13 protein-coding genes are annotated in these 15,758 nt (G+C 73.0%); 5 read left to right on the top strand and 8 right to left on the bottom strand.

What is annotated here, in order from left to right; translation table 11 throughout:
- Positions 1 to 28 precede the first annotated feature (28 nt).
- The 4 genes from D1J63_RS07900 to zapE form a co-directional block, all read right to left on the bottom strand.
- On the bottom strand, positions 29 to 1,552 hold the full coding sequence (locus D1J63_RS07900; protein ID WP_125628336.1) for an FAD-dependent oxidoreductase: 1,524 nt from the start codon (positions 1,550 to 1,552) through the stop codon (positions 29 to 31).
- Positions 1,553 to 1,615: 63 nt separating this feature from the next.
- Complete coding sequence (locus tag D1J63_RS07895; protein ID WP_125628335.1) at positions 1,616 to 3,013, bottom strand: PhoX family protein; 1,398 nt, start codon at positions 3,011 to 3,013, stop codon at positions 1,616 to 1,618.
- A gap of 95 nt (positions 3,014 to 3,108) precedes the next feature.
- Positions 3,109 to 3,981 carry a slipin family protein gene (locus D1J63_RS07890; protein WP_241235531.1) on the bottom strand — a complete coding sequence of 291 codons (873 nt, stop codon included), beginning with the start codon at positions 3,979 to 3,981 and terminating at the stop codon, positions 3,109 to 3,111.
- A gap of 111 nt (positions 3,982 to 4,092) precedes the next feature.
- A complete protein-coding gene (gene zapE, locus D1J63_RS07885) occupies positions 4,093 to 5,202 on the bottom strand; it encodes a cell division protein ZapE (RefSeq protein WP_206436759.1) in 1,110 nt (369 codons plus the stop codon).
- A gap of 325 nt (positions 5,203 to 5,527) precedes the next feature.
- Here zapE and D1J63_RS07880 point away from each other — a divergent pair, with 325 nt between their 5' ends.
- The 4 genes from D1J63_RS07880 (at position 5,528) to msrB (ending at position 8,899) form a co-directional block, all read left to right on the top strand.
- Entirely contained in the window at positions 5,528 to 6,322 is a 795-nt protein-coding gene (locus D1J63_RS07880; protein WP_125628334.1) for a pyrimidine reductase family protein, read from the top strand.
- Between the two features lie 218 nt (positions 6,323 to 6,540).
- Positions 6,541 to 7,014: an indole-3-glycerol phosphate synthase gene (locus D1J63_RS07875; RefSeq protein ID WP_176153370.1), complete on the top strand. Its 474-nt coding sequence runs from the start codon at positions 6,541 to 6,543 to the stop codon at positions 7,012 to 7,014.
- Positions 7,015 to 7,088: 74 nt separating this feature from the next.
- Positions 7,089 to 8,477, top strand: coding sequence for a UDP-N-acetylmuramate--L-alanine ligase (murC, locus tag D1J63_RS07870; protein ID WP_125628333.1), 1,389 nt, complete (start codon positions 7,089 to 7,091; stop codon positions 8,475 to 8,477).
- A gap of 14 nt (positions 8,478 to 8,491) precedes the next feature.
- On the top strand, positions 8,492 to 8,899 hold the full coding sequence (gene msrB / locus D1J63_RS07865; RefSeq protein ID WP_102929196.1) for a peptide-methionine (R)-S-oxide reductase MsrB: 408 nt from the start codon (positions 8,492 to 8,494) through the stop codon (positions 8,897 to 8,899).
- Here the strand turns inward: msrB and D1J63_RS07860 are convergent.
- Both D1J63_RS07860 and D1J63_RS07855 read right to left on the bottom strand, forming a co-directional pair.
- Positions 8,859 to 11,279: a non-ribosomal peptide synthetase gene (locus tag D1J63_RS07860; protein ID WP_125628332.1), complete on the bottom strand. Its 2,421-nt coding sequence runs from the start codon at positions 11,277 to 11,279 to the stop codon at positions 8,859 to 8,861. The two genes, msrB and D1J63_RS07860, sit on opposite strands and share 41 nt — an antisense overlap.
- Positions 11,276 to 12,661, bottom strand: coding sequence for an AMP-binding protein (locus D1J63_RS07855; protein ID WP_125628331.1), 1,386 nt, complete (start codon positions 12,659 to 12,661; stop codon positions 11,276 to 11,278). The genes D1J63_RS07860 and D1J63_RS07855 overlap by 4 nt, the downstream gene beginning before the upstream one ends.
- Positions 12,662 to 12,922: 261 nt before the next feature.
- On the opposite strand from D1J63_RS07855, the gene D1J63_RS07850 reads away from it, so the two are divergent.
- Positions 12,923 to 13,699, top strand: coding sequence for a BTAD domain-containing putative transcriptional regulator (locus D1J63_RS07850; protein ID WP_125628330.1), 777 nt, complete (start codon positions 12,923 to 12,925; stop codon positions 13,697 to 13,699).
- 126 nt (positions 13,700 to 13,825) lie between these two features.
- Here the strand turns inward: D1J63_RS07850 and D1J63_RS07845 are convergent, their stop codons facing one another.
- Entirely contained in the window at positions 13,826 to 14,494 is a 669-nt protein-coding gene (locus tag D1J63_RS07845) for a class I SAM-dependent methyltransferase (RefSeq protein WP_125628329.1), read from the bottom strand.
- Positions 14,495 to 14,519: 25 nt separating this feature from the next.
- Positions 14,520 to 15,704: an NAD(P)/FAD-dependent oxidoreductase gene (locus D1J63_RS07840; RefSeq protein ID WP_125628328.1), complete on the bottom strand. Its 1,185-nt coding sequence runs from the start codon at positions 15,702 to 15,704 to the stop codon at positions 14,520 to 14,522.
- Positions 15,705 to 15,758 lie beyond the last annotated feature (54 nt).

Raw genomic sequence — 15,758 nt, 5'->3', positions numbered from 1 at the left:
GGTCACCCTCCCGGCTCATGCCCCGGCGTCAGATGTCCCGCCGCTCCAGCGGCTTCGTCGCCGGGCCCTCGATCACCTTGCCGTCCGTGTCGAAGCGGGAACCGTGGCACGGGCACTCCCAGGCGCGCTCGGCGGCGTTGAAACCGACCAGGCAGCCCAGGTGGGTGCAGCGCGCCGAGACGGCGTGCAGCGTGCCCGCCTCGTCCCGGTAGACCGCGAGCCGGTCGCCGCCCGCCCGGACCACCGCGCCCTCGCCCGGCGGCAGCGCGTCCACCGGGGGCACCGGCCGCAGCCGGTCGCCCACGAAGTGCCGGGCCACCTCCGCCTGCGTCCTGAGCAGCGCCGGCGCCTCGCGCACCGCCGTGCGCAGCCGGCGCGGGTCGTACAGCCCGCTCCACGCGCACTCCTCGCCGCGGATCTGCGCCGTCAGCAGCCGGCCCGCCATCATGCCGCCGCTCAGCCCCCAGCCGCCGAAGCCCGTGGCCACGTACGTGTGGTGCGCGCCCGGGTGCAGCGGGCCCACCATCGGCACGGTGTCGGTGGGGTCGATGTCCTGGGTGGCCCAGGCGTACGTGCGCTCGACGCCGGGGAAGTGCTCGTCCGCCCAGGCGGCCAGGGTCCCGAAGCGCTCCCGGGTGTCGCCCGTGCCCGGCGTGAAGTGCTCCCCGGTGACGACGAGCAGGCGGCGGCCCGCGTCGTCCAGGGGCGCCGTACGCACCGAGCGGGTGTTCTCCTCCGGCGTGATGTACATGCCGTCCACGTCGCGGTCCGCCTCGACGGTCCCGGCGACGACCAGCTCGCGGCGCGGGGAGAGGCGGGCGAAGAGCAGGGCACGGTCGAAGATCGGGTAGTGCGTGGCGACCACGACGTCCCGGGCGGTGACCGTCGCTCCCGCCTCCGTCCGCACCCGGCACGACTCGCCCTCGTCCAGGCCCTGGACGGTGGTGTCCTCGAAGATCCGCCCGCCGTGCGCCTCCAGGTCCGCGGCGAGCGCCCGCAGGTACTTCAGGGGATGGAACTGGGCCTGTCCGGTCACCTTCACGGCGCCCGCCACCGGGAACGGCAGCCCGGTCTCCGTCACGAACGACGCCGGGAGCCCCGCCTCCTTCGCGGCGGCCGCCTCCGCCCGCACCTCGTCGACGCGGCCCGGATCGCGGACGTAGGTGTACGCGTCGCGCGTCTCCCACTCGCAGTCGATGCCCAGCTCCGCGACGATCCCGGCGGCGCGCTCGATCGCCTCGGACTGCGAGCGGGCGTACAGCCGGGCGCCCTCGGGGCCGCGGGTGCGGCGCAGCTTGTCGTAGACCAGGGTGTGCTGGACGGTCAGCTTGGCGCTGGTGTACCCGGTGACACCGGCGGCGACCCGCCCGGCCTCCAGGACCGCCACGCTCCGCCCGGCCCGCGCCAGCTCCCAGGCCGTGCTGAGACCCGCGACGCCGGCGCCGATCACGGCGACGTCGACGTCGAGATCCTCCGCGAGCGCGGGGCGGGGCGCGCCGCCCGGTGCCGTCTGAAGCCAGTACGAGCCGTTGACCTGCACGTTCCGAGTCATGCGGCCCGGGTACCCCGAGGTCGCGGCTTCAGTGACCGGACGGTTCGCGCCCCGCCCGCGCCGCTACCTGCGCCAGGGCCCCGTCACCGCGAAGGTGGTGCCGGGCGTGTAGCAGTTGACGTACATCGTGTCGCCGTCGGGGGAGAAGGTGACACCGGCGAACTCACCCCACTCGGGCTCCTCCTCCGTCCCGATGTTCTGGGCGCCGCGGGCCATCGCGTACACCTCCCCCCGCCGGGTGACGCCGAAGACGTGCTGCGCGCCGTTGCCGTCCTCGCAGACCATCAGGCCGCCGCTGGGGGCGAGGCAGATGTTGTCCGGGGACTCGCCGGGCAGCTGCACGTCGGTGTCCGGGCCGAAGACGATCACCAGGGTGAGCCGGCGCCGCTCGGGGTCGTAGCGCCAGATCTGGCCGAAGTGGTCGGCGGCCGAGCCCTCGTCGCTGTGGGCGAAGGACGACACGAAGTACACACTCCGCCCGCCCCAGTAGCAGCCCTCCAGCTTCTGCGCGTGGGTGATGCCGCCCCGGCCGAAGTCCTGGAAACGGATCGGCGTCTCGACCGCCAGCGGGTCGGGTACGTCCACCCACTCGATGCGGTCGAAGGTCGCGCCCGTCTCCTGGATCGAGGAGAGGTCGGGCACGCCGGGCACCCGCATCGCCTGGAGCCGGCCGCCCGCCCGCAGCGAGCCCCGCCCGCCGAGCGGCTTCTGGGGCAGGAACCGGTAGAAGAGGCCGAACGGCCGCTCGAAGGCGTCCTCCGTCTCGTAGACGACGCCGCTTCGCGGGTCCACGGCGATCGCCTCGTGCTGGAAGCGGCCCATCGCGGTCAGCGGTACGGCGCCGGTGCGGTGCGGGTCGACCGGGTCGACCTCGAAGATGAAGCCGTGGTCCTTGGTGTAGCCGTTGGTGCCGGCCCGGTCCTCGGTCTCCTCGCAGGTCAGCCAGGTGTTCCAGGGTGTGTGCCCGCCCGCGCAGTTGACGGCCGTACCGGCGATCGCGACCCGCTCGGACAGGACGTGGTTGCGGGAGTCCAGCGCCAGCGCCGTACAGCCGCCCTTGCCCTCCGGGTCGTACGTCAGACCCTCGACGGTGGGGACCGGGACGCGACCGTTGGCGCGGTTCTCGTGGTTGCGGACCAGGTAGGTGTGGGCGTTCCCGTGACCGTGGCCGTCTCTGCCGGAGGAACGCCCGGGGAAGGCCGACATGCCGTCGTGGTTGGACGGCACCGGGCCCTCGCCGGAGCGCAGCTCGTCGCCCTCGCGGGACAGCACGCGGTAGCGGAAGCCCCTGGGCAGGTCGAGCAGGCCGTCGGGGTCGGGGACCAGGGGACCGTAGCCGCTGTGGCCCCCGGGCTGGGCGGCGGCGGTGCCGGCGAAGAGTTCGGAGAGGGCGCCGGTGAAGGCGATGCCTGCGCCCAGTGCTCCGGTACGGGCGAGCACCTGGCGTCGAGTTGCGGACATGGGGTGACCTTCCTGCTGGCGGACAGGACTGTGACCCCGCTGTGTCTATCACCTGCCAGGAGCCCCGGGAACCACGCGTGTAGCTCGTGTCACCGCTAGACCGGGTGCTTGAGGTGCTCCACGGGCTCCACAGGCTCCACGTGCTCCGGGCGCTCCACGGGCTCCGGGCGCTCCGGATGCTCCGGGTGGTCCTGTGCGTGCTCCGGGCGCTCCTGTGCCTTCTCCAGGAACCGCAGCAGCTCCACCGGGAACGGCAGCACCAGCGTGGAGTTCTTCTCGGCGGCCACGGCCACCATGGTCTGCAGCAGCCTCAGTTGCAGGGCCGCGGGCGTCTCGGACATCTGCCGGGCCGCGTCCGCCAGCACCTTCGACGCCTGGAGCTCGGCGTCCGCGTTGATGATCCGGGCGCGCCGCTCCCGGTCGGCCTCGGCCTGGCGGGCCATCGAGCGCTTCATGGTGTCCGGCAGGGACACGTCCTTGATCTCGACCCGGTCGATCTGCACGCCCCAGCCGACCGCCGGAGAGTCGATCATCAACTCCAGTCCCTGGTTGAGCTTCTCCCGGTCGGACAGCAGGTCGTCCAGGTCGCTCTTGCCGATGATCGACCGGAGTGAGGTCTGGGCCATCTGCGAGACGGCGAACCGGTAGTCCTCGACCCTGACCACCGCGTTGGCCGCGTCGACGACCTTGAAGTACACGACGGCGTCCACCCGCACGGTGACGTTGTCCCGGGTGATGCCCTCCTGGGCGGGCACGGGCAGCGTGACGATCTGCAGGTTCACCTTGTGGAGCCGGTCCACGAACGGCACGATCATCGTGAAGCCCGGACCTCGCGGCTCCCCCGCGAGCCGTCCGAGCCGGAAGACGACCCCGCGTTCGTACTGCCTGACGACCCGGGCCGCCGCGAGGACGTAGAGGACGCCCACGCAGACGACGGCGACGATCGCGGTCAGGAACTCCTGGACCATGACGACCTCCTCGGCGGGAGGGCCGATTTCGCCCTTACCGTCACGATAGGCCCGGTACGGGGCCCGTGTCAGGCCTGGGCAGGCGTGAACCGGACCGCTGTCGTCCGGTCCTCAGGGGGTCTCGACGAGACGGGCCGCGTCCCGGGCCAGCGCGGTGAGCCGGGAGATCGCCCGGAAGTACTTCTTGCGGTACCCGCCCTTCAGCATCTCCTCGCTGAACAGCCGGTCGAAGGGCAGCCCGGACGCCAGGACGGGCACCTCGCGGTCGTAGAGCCGGTCCGCGAGCACCACGAGCCGCAGCGCCGTCGACTGGTCCGGCACCGGGCGCACCCCGGTGAGGCACACGGCCGTGAGACCGTCGGTCAGGGCGCCGTAACGGCTGGGGTGGACGCGGGCGAGGTGGTCGAGGAGGGCGGGGAAGTCGTCCAGGGACGCGCCCCCGGTGGCCTGTGCGGTACGGGTCACCTGGTCGTCGGAGTACGGCGCCGGGGCCTCGGGCAGGCCGCGGTGGCGGTAGTCCTCGCCGTCGATGCGCAGGGCGCGGAAGTGGGCGGACAGGCCCTGGATCTCGCGCAGGAAGTCGGCCGCCGCGAAGCGGCCCTCGCCGAGCTTGCCGGGCAGCGTGTTGGAGGTGGCGGCGAGCGCCACGCCGGACTCCACGAGCCGGGCGAGCAGGCTGGAGACGAGGACGGTGTCGCCCGGGTCGTCGAGCTCGAACTCGTCGATGCACAGGAGGCGGTGCCCGGAGAGGGTCCGCACGGTCTGCTGGAAGCCGAGGGCGCCGACGAGGTTGGTCAGCTCCACGAAGGTGCCGAAGGCCTTGCGGGAGGGCTCGGCGGGGGTGGCGTGCCACAGGGAGGCCAGCAGGTGCGTCTTGCCGACGCCGTAGCCGCCGTCGAGGTACACGCCACGGGGGCCGGCCGGGGCCTTCGGCGCCCTGCCGCGGCCGAACCCGAGGAACCCGCGCCTGCCGCCGGTCGCGCCGGGAGCCTCGCCCAGCCCGCTCGCGAAGCCCTCCAGGACCCGTACGGCCTCGCTCTGGCTGGGCTGGTTCGGGTCCGGGATGTACGTGCTGAAGCGGACCGAGTCGAAACGCGGCGGGGGCACCATCTCGGCGACCAGACGGTCCGCGGGGACGTGGGGCTCGCGGGCGCACAGGGAGACCGTGGCCGGAGCCGTCCCGGTTATCGGGGCGGGAACGGAGGCGGAGGAGGACGACACGGTACTCAATGGTAGGGCCTGCCCGGGAAGCCTCGTTGCCGCCCGGACGGTGGGGCCGGAGCGTGGACACGGCCGGGCGGCACGGGTGGCGTGGCGCGGCAGGAGCCCGCCGGGGGCGATGGGCGGGCCGGTGGTCGAGGGGCCGGGGGTCGGCGGCCAGGCAGCGGGGCGACCCGGGACTGGTGGGCAGGCGGCGGCCGACCGGCGGCCAGGAGGGCGTGCCGTCCCGGGCCGCCCCGGGCGAGGCCACCGGGGCGCCGGCCTGCGGCGTCACGGGCGTCGGCACGCGCGGTTGGGGTGGCGGGGGCGTGGAACACTGCACCCCATGCGACGCCTGTTCCCCCTGCCCCCTGTGACCGATCAGACAGCCGGCCCGGGCTTCGACGGAGCCGACCGGGAGTGGAGCCTGGCCGAGCTGGCGACCGCCTACGCCTATCCCGAGCCGGACGGACGGCGCGAGACGTGGCTGCGGGCCAACATGGTCTCCACCCTCGACGGCGCCGCCCAGCACGACGGCCGCTCCCAGCCCATCTCCAGCGCGGCCGACATGCGCGTCTTCGGCACCCTGCGCGCGCTGGCGGACGTCGTGATCGCCGGGGCCGAGACCGTACGGCAGGAGGGGTACCGCCCCGCCCGCGCGCGGGCGGACTTCGCCGAGGCCCGGCGGGCCGCCGGCCAGGCACCCGTGCCGGCGGTCGCCGTGGTCAGCGCGAGCCTGGAGCTGGACTTCTCGCTGCCGCTGTTCACCTCCCCGGCCGTACCCACCCTGATCCTGACCGGAGCCGCCGCGGCCCCGGACCGGATCGCGGCCGCCGAGAGGGCCGGGGCGCGGGTGGTGACCGCGGGGGAGGGCGTCGGCGTGGACCCGGCCCGTGCCCTCACGGCGCTCGCGGAGCTGGGGCACACCCGGCTGCTGACCGAGGGCGGTCCGCGGCTGCTGGGGCAGTTCGTCACGGCCGGGGTGCTCGACGAGCTGTGCCTGACCGTCTCCCCGATGCTGACGGCGGGGAGCGCGCAGCGGATCGCGGGCGGACCGGCGGTCGAGGTCCCGCGGCGGTTCGCACTGGTGTCCCTACTGGAGGAGGAAGGTTTCCTCTTCAGTCGTTACCGGCGTGACTAGGGCGATCCCGGGCACGAGTGGGCGGCGACGACCGGACAGCAGTTCGGTCGTTACCGCACATCCGGGAATCGGCGGAATCTTCCGTTCCGTTTAGCCTCCGCCGGGCACACTGATTCCGGCAGTACCCGTGCGCTCACGGGGCAGGATGGTTTCCGCAGGGTCCGTTTCCGGCCTACGGAGGGTGGGCCCACGGGCCCTCGAAGGAGAAGGGGCGCCTGGTGTTCACAAGCGTTTTGATGATCGAGAAGGCCCTGACGTCCGCCGACGTGGAGTTCGTCACCACCTTGCACGGGGACGAGCAGGTCGCCTTCCACGTGCTGCTCCAGCCGCGCGGCGATCAGGCGGACCGCCTGCTGCGGGCCATCGACGACGTCGCGCTCGGCGAGCTCGACGACGCCGTGCGGGAGGGGGAGACGCCGGAGGGCCGGGAGGCGCAGAGCGTGGGCGAGCGGGCCCTGGAGGTGTCCCTCACCGCCCTGCGCGCGTCCGGCGCCCGGGCCGAGGGCCGGCTGATCGAGAACCACCCGCTGGACGAGCTCAAGGCCCTGGTCATGGAGATCGCGGCCGACGAGGTGATCGTCCTGACCGATCCGCACTACGTGGAGGAGTTCTTCCACCGGGACTGGGCCTCCAGGGCCCGGCACAAGGTCGGCGTACCGGTCCTGAAACTCTTCTCGCACAGCAAGGCATAGGCTGGTGCCGCGCCCCCGCCGAGGGGGCGCGCCCGTCAACGGATCACGCACGGATCACCCTGGGAGAACAGCGCATGGCACCCGGCCTTCCTACCGCCATGGACCGACCGCACTTCATCGGCATCGGCGGCGCCGGAATGTCGGGCATCGCCAAGATCCTCGCCCAGCGCGGCGCCGCCGTGGCGGGCAGCGACGCCAAGGAGTCCGCGACCGCCGAGGCGCTGCGCGCGCTCGGCGCCACCGTGCACATCGGGCACGCGGCGGACCACCTCGCCGACGACGCGAGCTGCGTGGTCGTCTCCTCGGCCATCCGGGAGGACAACCCGGAGCTGGCCCGCGCCGCCGAGCTGGGCATCCCGGTCGTGCACCGCTCCGACGCCCTCGCCGCCCTGATGAACGGCCTGCGCCCGATCGCGGTCGCCGGTACGCACGGCAAGACCACCACCACCTCGATGCTGGCGGTCTCCCTGTCCGAGCTGGGCCTGAACCCGTCGTACGCGATCGGCGGCGACCTGGACGCCCCCGGCTCCAACGCCCTGCACGGCGACGGCGAGATCTTCGTCGCCGAGGCGGACGAAAGCGACCGCAGCTTCCACAAGTACGCCCCCGAGGTCGCCATCGTCCTCAACGTCGAGCTGGACCACCACGCCAACTACGCCTCGATGGACGAGATCTACGAGTCCTTCGAGACCTTCGCCGACCGGATCGTCCCCGGCGGCACCCTGGTGATCGCCGCCGACCACGAGGGCGCCCGGGAGCTGACCCGGCGACTGGCCGGCAAGGTGCGCACCGTGACGTACGGGGAGTCCGAGGACGCCGACGTGCGCATCCTGTCGGTCGTCCCGCAGGGCCTGAAGAGCGAGGTCACCGTCGTCCTCGACGGGGCCGAGCTGACCTTCGCCGTCTCCGTCCCCGGCCGCCACTACGCCCACAACGCCGTCGCCGCCCTGGCCGCGGGCGCCGCCCTCGGTGTCCCCGCCGCCGAGCTGGCCGCGGCGCTGGCGGCCTACACCGGCGTCAAGCGGCGCCTCCAGCTCAAGGGCGAGGCGGCCGGCGTCCAGGTCGTCGACTCCTACGCGCACCACCCCACCGAGATGACCGCCGACCTGGAGGCCATGCGCGCCGCGGTCGGCGACGCCCGCATCCTGGTCCTCTTCCAGCCGCACCTGTTCTCCCGCACCCAGGAGCTGGGCAAGGAGATGGGCCAGGCGCTGGCCCTCGCCGACGCCTCGGTCGTCCTCGACATCTACCCGGCCCGCGAGGACCCGATCCCGGGAGTCACCAGCGAGCTGATCATCGAGGCGGCCCGCGCGGCGGGCGCGGACGTCACCCCGGTCCACGACAAGGACGCGGCGCCCGCGCTGGTCGCGGGAATGGCGAAGGCCGGTGATCTCGTTCTCACCATGGGCGCGGGCGACGTCACCGACCTCGGACCGCGCATCCTGGACGAACTGCCGAAGTAAGGGGCTGAGGACTCATGTCGTACGACGTCGAGAAGCCGGACGAGCAGTGGCGGGCGGAGCTGGCCCCGGCCGAGTACGCCGTGCTGCGCGAGGCCGCCACGGAGCCGGCCTTCACCGGTGAGTACACCGACACCAAGACCGAGGGCGTCTACTCCTGCCGTGCCTGCGGCGCCGAGCTGTTCACCTCCACGACCAAGTTCGAGTCGCACTGCGGCTGGCCGTCCTTCTACGACCCGAAGGACACCGACGCGGTCGAGCTGATCGAGGACCGCTCCCACGGGATGGTCCGCACGGAGGTGCGCTGTGCCCGGTGCGGTTCGCACCTCGGGCACGTCTTCAAGGGCGAGGGCTACCCGACCCCGACCGACCAGCGGTACTGCATCAACTCGATCTCCTTGAGGCTGGCCCCGGCCGAGGGCTGAGGCGGTCCGGGGGAGGCGGCGTGCAGCGGAGGGCCAGCCGGGCGGCCGTCGGCGCCTCCATGAGGTCCACCATGGTGAGTTCCGCACCGAGTTCCTCCACGGCCTTGCGGACGAGCAGGGCGGCGCTCAGCGAGCTGCCGCCCAGCTCGAAGAAGTGGTCGTCGGCACCGACGTCGCCCTGGCCCAGGACCTGTGCGAACAGCTCCACCAGCCTGCGCTCCGTCTCCGACGCGGGGGCCCGGTGCCGGTGACCCGCTCGGGGGCGTTCGCGCAGGGCGGCCCGGTCGATCTTGCCGTTGCGGTTCACCGGGAGCGGGCCGAACGTCAGGACGGACGGGACCATGTACGCGGGCAGAAGCCGCTCCAGCTCCTTGCGGACACGGGAGGAGTCCAGGGCGGAGCCCACCGGGCCGGGGGCCCGCTCCACGAAGCCGACCAGCCGGGACTCCCCGGAGTCGGGCTGCTCCGCGATCACCGCGCAGGCGGCGACACCCGGGAGGGTGGACAGCTCCCGTTCCACGGCGCCCGGGTGGACGCGGTAGCCGCGGATCTTCACCTCGTCGTCCATCCGGCCCACCACGTCGACCAGGCCGTCGCCGTCCATCCGCGCCAGGTCCCCGCTGCGGTAGAGGACCGGGAACTCCTCCCCGGGCAGCGGATTGGGCAGGAACCGCTGGGCGTTCGCCGCCTCGTGGTTGAGGTAGCCGCGCGAGAGGCTGCGGCCCGAGATGCACAGCTCGCCCACCGCGTGGCGGGGCAGGGGACGCAGCTCCTCGTCGAGGATGTGCAGGGCGACGTTGCGTACCGGACGGCCGATCGGCGGGGCGAGGCCGGCCTGCCCGGCGCCCTCGCGCACCAACTCCGTCAGGTCGCAGACGGCCACGACGTTCGCCTCGGTGGAGCCGTAGACGTTGAGCACCTGGAAGGGACAGTCCGCGGGGGGCCACAGCCGCTGCCGTTCGCCGGCGACCCGCATGGAGACCAGGGCCGGCTTCGCGGGCCAGGCCATCTTGAGCAGGTGCTCGGCGACGACGGTGGTCTGCAGGGTGTGCGAGATCCGGTGGTCCAGCAGCCACTCCTGGACGGCCACCGGGTCGGTGCCGACCGACACCGGGGCCACGACCACCGTGCCGCCGGCCGCCAGGACCGGGAACATGTCGACCTCGACCATGCCCACGCCCGGAGGGCAGAACCAGGAGCCGCGGGTGGCGGCCGACAGTCCGCAGGCCTCCGCCAGGGCCGTCGCGGTGTTGCGCATGGGGCCGTGCCGCAGCTGCACCGCCTTGGGCTCGCCGGTCGAACCGGACGTGTAGGCGATGTGGCTGACCGCGTGCTCCGGAAGCTCGGGCAGCGCCGCCGCACTCCCGCGCGGCTCCGGCTCCGGTGGGTGGGCCTGCGCCGGGTCCGTGTCGGGCACGAGCGTGGCGAGGCCCAGGGAAGCGGCGAGCCGGGCCACCTCGTGGTCCGGGGAGGCCACCGCCACCAGGGCGGCCCGCGAGTCCCGCAGCATGTACCGGACGCGGGCCGCCGGGAGGGTCGGGTCGACCAGGACGACGCGGCATTCGGCGGCGAACGCGGCGAGCTGCGCCACCGCGCTGCCGGCCCCGCGGTCCATCGCGACGGCCACCGCGTCGTGGGCGGTCACTCCGGCCGCGCGCATCCGGTCCCGGGTGGCCAGCATGGCGCCGGCCAGCCGCCGGTAGGTGAGGACGACGTCCCCGTCCTCGACGGCGGGACGGTCCGGGGCCTCGACGGCCAGCCGGGCGACCGTGCGGTGGACCTGCTCACCGGCCGGCGGCAGCACGGGCCCCCGCCCGACGGCGGCGTCGCGGCCGGCGTCCAGGATGCCGACGGATGCCACCGTCATCTGCGCCAGGGACGGCCCGTCGGCCTCCGCGAACACCTCCAGGAAGGTGCGCACGGCATCCGCGAACTGCCCTACCGCGACGGGACCGTGCCGGCGTGCCGGTGACGCCACCACGAACTCCTCGGCACCCTCACCGGCCCACTGCACGCAGAGCGTGGCGTCCACCACCGGAGCCCTGCCGACGGGCAGCAGCGCGACGGACGCCTCCGCGGCCCGGGGCCGGGGGACACCGTCGGTGGCGGCCAGTTCCAGCAGCTCACCGAGGGGGGAGTCGAGGTCGACGTCGTACGACCGCACCTCCCGGTGGTCGGCCACGTCGACCCGGCCGCCGCGGCAGTACCGGACCATGGTGGCCAGCACGGCCGCCCTGAGGGCGGTGCCGGACCCGTCCGGGTCGGGCCTTCGCCGCACCACGTGGCTGACGGCGGCGTGCGGAGCGCGGTGGTCTCCCGCCACGTGCAGGCCGGGACGCGTGGACGGCTTCTCGTGTTCCGCCGTGCTCTCCGGGTTCACCGCGCCCCCTTGCGGTCGTCCACGATGCGTGCGGCCTTCCAGCTGATCAGGGCGCCCTGATGGGCCCGTGCGTCGAGGTCGTCGACGACCTCCACGCGCACCTCGGCACCGGTCAGTGCGGTCAGCCGCCCGACGGCCGCCGCGGTCCGCTCCGGTGCGGGCGCCGCATCGGCGAACTGCACGCGCAGCACCACCCGGTCCCCCGGCGCCCCCGAAGCCTCCGCGGCGTCCTCCAGGACGATCTGGTAGCCGAGACAGCGCTCCAGCCCGGTCAGGGCCGCCTCCTCCAGGTCGTACGCCGTGACCGGGCCGCCGACGGCGAACACCACGTTGTCCTTCGCCCGGCCCAGCACGGTCAGCGCGCGCCCCGGCAGATCTCCCGGTGCCCAGGGGTCGATCCGGACCAGATCGCCGGTGCGGTAGCGGATCAGCGGCTTCACGCCCGGGGTGAGCATGGTGACGACCAGCTCACCGGTGTCGCCCGGCGACGGCGTGCCCGTCTCCGGGTCGACCAGCTCCACGGCGTAGTTGGGTTCGGACAGCCGCAGCCGGCCGTCGGGCCAGCCGCCGGCGATGCACATCGCCTCCTGCGAGCCGTACATGCCGGGACCGACCCGCGAACCCGGCCACAGCGTCCCGGCGTTGCGGAGGAACTCGGGAGTGCTCACCTCCCCCAGCACGAGGAACTGCCGGATACCCAGGTCGGCGGGGTCCTGGCCGGTGCGCAGCAGCTCCCGCGCCAGCTCCAGCACCATGGACGGCGCGCACGCCACCACCGAGACGGACAGCTCCCGCAGCAGCCGCAGTGCCCTGGCGAACCCGACGCGCGGGGAGTCGGGCCACAGCTTCACATGGCCGAGGCCGCAGGACCGCGCGACGTCGCCGAAGACGTCGCCGAAGGCGTAGAGCTCCGAGGGGCCCATCACCGCGACGAAGGGACGCTCGCCCGGGAAGTGCCGGGACAGCATCTCCCGCCAGGCGCGGAGGATCCCCCGGTTGCTGACGGCGACCTCGAGCGGCGAGCGGGGGCACGGCGTCGGCGGGCCGGTGGTGCCGGTCGTCTCGTAGTAGACCTGCGCGTCCTCGACCGACCCGCTGAGGACGGAGAGGCCTGCCGCCGCGAGGTCCGCCTTGGTGGTGAAGAAGTCCTGCTTCTCCCCCTGCCAGTCGTCGCCCAGCCGCTCCGCGTAGAAGGGCGACTCGGCCCTCACCCAGTCGACCACCTCGGCCGTGCGCCGCTCGCGCCAGGCGGCGAGTTCCTCCGAGGACGGATCACCGTCCCAGCGCCGCTCGAGGTCCAGCAGCGACTCGTAGTACGCGGCCTGCCGTTCGCCGTGCAGGGACGGGGCCGCCGGTACACCGTCTTCCATACTGAGCGTCATGCAAGGAACGTAAGGCCCCCCGGTTCGTGCCGGGTTATGCGCGGACTCGCCGGTGATGTTGGGTGAAGTTTGAAAGTGTTCCTCGCTGAACACCACTTTCCGGCTTCTGGCTGTTCTGAAATGGATCATTTAGGCTGACGACTGCCGTCCGGGAACCAGCGGTCGCGGTGCGAACGTCACGAGATGCGTCGCTCCTTGTATCCGCGGGACGGCACAGCTTCGCCGACAACGGGGTGAGATCACACATGTGTTGGGGGATACGTGATCTGTGGCGAATTACAAGTCAGGCTGCTGGGAGACTTCGAGGTCCTGGCCGACGGAGTCCCGGTGGCGCGCTGGCGCGCCGGCAAGGCCAGGAACCTCCTGCAGTATCTGATCACTCGGCGGGACACGGTCGTGTCCCGCGACGTCCTGAGCGAGGTGCTGTGGCCGGGCGAGGACAAGTCGCCCGGCAACAGCTCGCTCAAGGTCGCCGTCCACGCGCTGCGCAAGGCCCTCGCGGACGGGCCTCTGACGAGCGGTGTCCGGGTGGAGTACCAGGACTTCGGGTACGTGCTGCGGGCGTCCGGAATCTGGGTGGACTGCGAGGCGTTCCGCGGGCACGCTACACGCGGGTTCACCCTGGAACAGCGGGGCGACCGGGCGGCCGCGGTACGCGAGTACAAGGCGGCCGCCGCGCTGTACCGCGGCCCTTTCCTGCCGAGCGAGGAGGCGCGTTGGGCGGAAACGGAAAGGGCCTGGCACCAGTCGACGGGCCTGAAGGTGGTGCAGCGGCTGGCCGCCCTGGCGATCAAGGGCGGAGACGACTTCGGTGCGATTGAGTGGTGCCGGCGCGCCAGTGAAATCGACCCCTACAACGAACGCACCTACCGCCTGATGATGGAACTCCACGGAAAGCGGGGTGATCTCGGAATGGCGCTGAAATGGTACAGCGTTTGTGAAAGCCGGCTCCATGACGAACTCGGCGTCCCGGTCAGCGGTGAGACGCGGTCGGTACTGTCGTCGGTCATGAAGCGTTGCGACGTGGCGGCTCCGTAGGACGGTGCGGAAGCCGCCGCGATTTCCGGCACACCGGGACACCGGGACCTCGGATTCCGTGGTTTTCGCGGGAAGGGGCCGGGCGGCGCGCACTCCGGTGCGTGCCGCCCGCTCCGGCTCACGGGCTCAGCAGTGGCCCTCGAAGAACGCCACCGCGCCGCGCGTGCGCACCGAGTACCGGGTGAACCGCGCCGCGAGCTGGGCCTCCAGTTCCTCCACGCCGTCCTCGGTGTTGCGGAAGGAGCCGGCCTGGTTGTACTTCTCCATCATCCACCGGCCGTGGGCCGGCAACGGGGGCTCCTTGCCGAGCACGGTGCAGCCGAAGACGACACCGCCGTCGGCGACGTACGGGCGGACGTTGTCGAACACCACGCCCTTCTGCTTCATCGTCCCGGGCAGACAGTGCAGCACGTTCTGCAGGGCGACCGACTCGAACTTCCGCTCGCCCAGGTCGAGATCACCGAGCACGTCCCGGACGACGGTCGTCGGGCGGTACCGCGCGATGCGCCCGGCCGCGGTGCGCAGCACCAACTCGTTGAGGTCGAGCAGGGTGATGCGCGGAGTCCTGGTGGGGAAGCGGCACTTGTCGAGGAAGAAGCCGGAGCCCGGACCGATGTCCAGGTGGTCGCCCCTGACGCTGTCGTTGTAGAAGGACAGCATCGTCCGGCGGGAACAGCGCCAGGCGACGGGGCAGACCATTCCCAGCGCGATCGGGTCGTAGATCATCAGCACCGGTTTGGTGTACATGTCGGCGTCGCCGCGCAGCTCGGCCGGTTCGCCGGTCGTCGAGGTCATCCGCTCCTCCTGTGGTCGGGTGTGGTCACGGCGCCAGCGCCGCGTCGTGCAGCCGGTACTCCTCGGGAGTCAGGACGCCCGCGACCGCCGCGCCGTACCGGGCGCACAGCTCCGGGGAAGCGGCGATGCGCCGCAGTTCCGCCAGCCGTTCGGCCTCCACGTCCAGCCGCGCCACCGCGAGCGTGGAGCGGTAGAACGGCATCATGCGGCGGTCGCGCTCGCGGGCGTACGCGGCGAGCTGGGCGTCGAGGCGCGCCGGCCGCAGGGAGCCCGCCTCCGCCACGGCCCGGGCCAGCAGGTCCGCCTGGACGAAGGCGTCCGTGATGCCGCGCGCCGTCAGCGAGTCCTTGTGGTGTCCCGCGTCCCCGACCAGCGCCCAACCGGGGCCGCTCGCGGTCCGGAAGTAGTTCTGCTGGTCGCCCATGCCGATCAGCCGCCCGATCCGTTCCGCGCCGGCGAGCCGCTCGGCCACCGAAGGGGCCGCGGCGCGCAGGCACCGGTCGTGGGCGCCCGCCACGTCGACGCGCACCCGCGCGAACTCGGACTGGCGGAAGTAGCAGGCGACGACGTGCGCGCCCGCGGTGGGGATGACGCCGACCCAGAGGCCGTCCCCCTGGTGCTGCTCGAACCCCGCGTCCAGACCGGCCCAGTAGCCGTACACACAGCAGCTCAGCTTCGGATGCACGGCATAGGACTCCGCCGGGACCAGCCCCGCCACCGTCGAGCGCAGCCCGTCGGCGCCCACGACCAGGTCCGCCCGGACCTCGTGCCAGCGACCCGCCTTGCGGTAGCGCAGGCCGACCGGGCGCCCCCGCTCGTGGACCAGCTCGGTGACGGAGGCCTCGTGCACGACGTCCACTCCCGCCGCCTCGGCGGCCCGGCCCAGGATGGCGTCGAGGTCTCCCCGGCGCGGAGCGTACGCCTCGTTGCCGCCGCCCACCTCGGGCCCCGGAGCGCGCAGCACCACGTCCCGCACCCGGTAGGTGAGTCCGGTGATGGGCGGCGCGCCCGTCGCACGGACCTCGTCCAGTACTCCCCACGCGCGCAGGAACGCCACGCCCGGCTGATGGACGTACAGGGTCGACAGCTTGTCGGAACCCCGTGCTCCCCGGTCGAGGAGCAGCACCCGCAGGCCCTGCCCGGCGAGCAGCCGGGCCGCCGGAGCCCCGCCGCACCGCGCGCCCACCACCACAACGTCGTACGTCTCCATGGCTCCACCTCGCACGGCATCGTCGTCCGCGGCGGTTAGGGAGGAGTTACGCAC

Origin of the sequence: Streptomyces sp. KPB2, assembly GCF_003950055.1 — a bacterium.
Classification (GTDB): Bacteria; Actinomycetota; Actinomycetes; order Streptomycetales; family Streptomycetaceae; genus Streptomyces; species Streptomyces salinarius.
The sequence above is the reverse complement of the archived record's forward strand: the minus strand, read 5'-3'. Positions and strand labels throughout refer to the sequence as shown.

What these genes read in the sequence shown, in the direction of transcription:
- murC (WP_125628333.1), top strand. Translation starts at nt 7,089, where the DNA reads ATGGCACCCGGCCTTCCTACCGCCATGGACCGACCGCACTTCATCGGC.
- D1J63_RS07900 (WP_125628336.1), bottom strand. Translation starts at nt 1,552, where the DNA reads ATGACTCGGAACGTGCAGGTCAACGGCTCGTACTGGCTTCAGACGGCA.
- D1J63_RS07855 (WP_125628331.1), bottom strand. Translation starts at nt 12,661, where the DNA reads ATGACGCTCAGTATGGAAGACGGTGTACCGGCGGCCCCGTCCCTGCAC.
- D1J63_RS07890 (WP_241235531.1), bottom strand. Translation starts at nt 3,981, where the DNA reads ATGGTCCAGGAGTTCCTGACCGCGATCGTCGCCGTCGTCTGCGTGGGC.
- D1J63_RS07880 (WP_125628334.1), top strand. Translation starts at nt 5,528, where the DNA reads ATGCGACGCCTGTTCCCCCTGCCCCCTGTGACCGATCAGACAGCCGGC.
- D1J63_RS07895 (WP_125628335.1), bottom strand. Translation starts at nt 3,013, where the DNA reads ATGTCCGCAACTCGACGCCAGGTGCTCGCCCGTACCGGAGCACTGGGC.
- D1J63_RS07845 (WP_125628329.1), bottom strand. Translation starts at nt 14,494, where the DNA reads ATGACCTCGACGACCGGCGAACCGGCCGAGCTGCGCGGCGACGCCGAC.
- msrB (WP_102929196.1), top strand. Translation starts at nt 8,492, where the DNA reads ATGTCGTACGACGTCGAGAAGCCGGACGAGCAGTGGCGGGCGGAGCTG.
- D1J63_RS07840 (WP_125628328.1), bottom strand. Translation starts at nt 15,704, where the DNA reads ATGGAGACGTACGACGTTGTGGTGGTGGGCGCGCGGTGCGGCGGGGCT.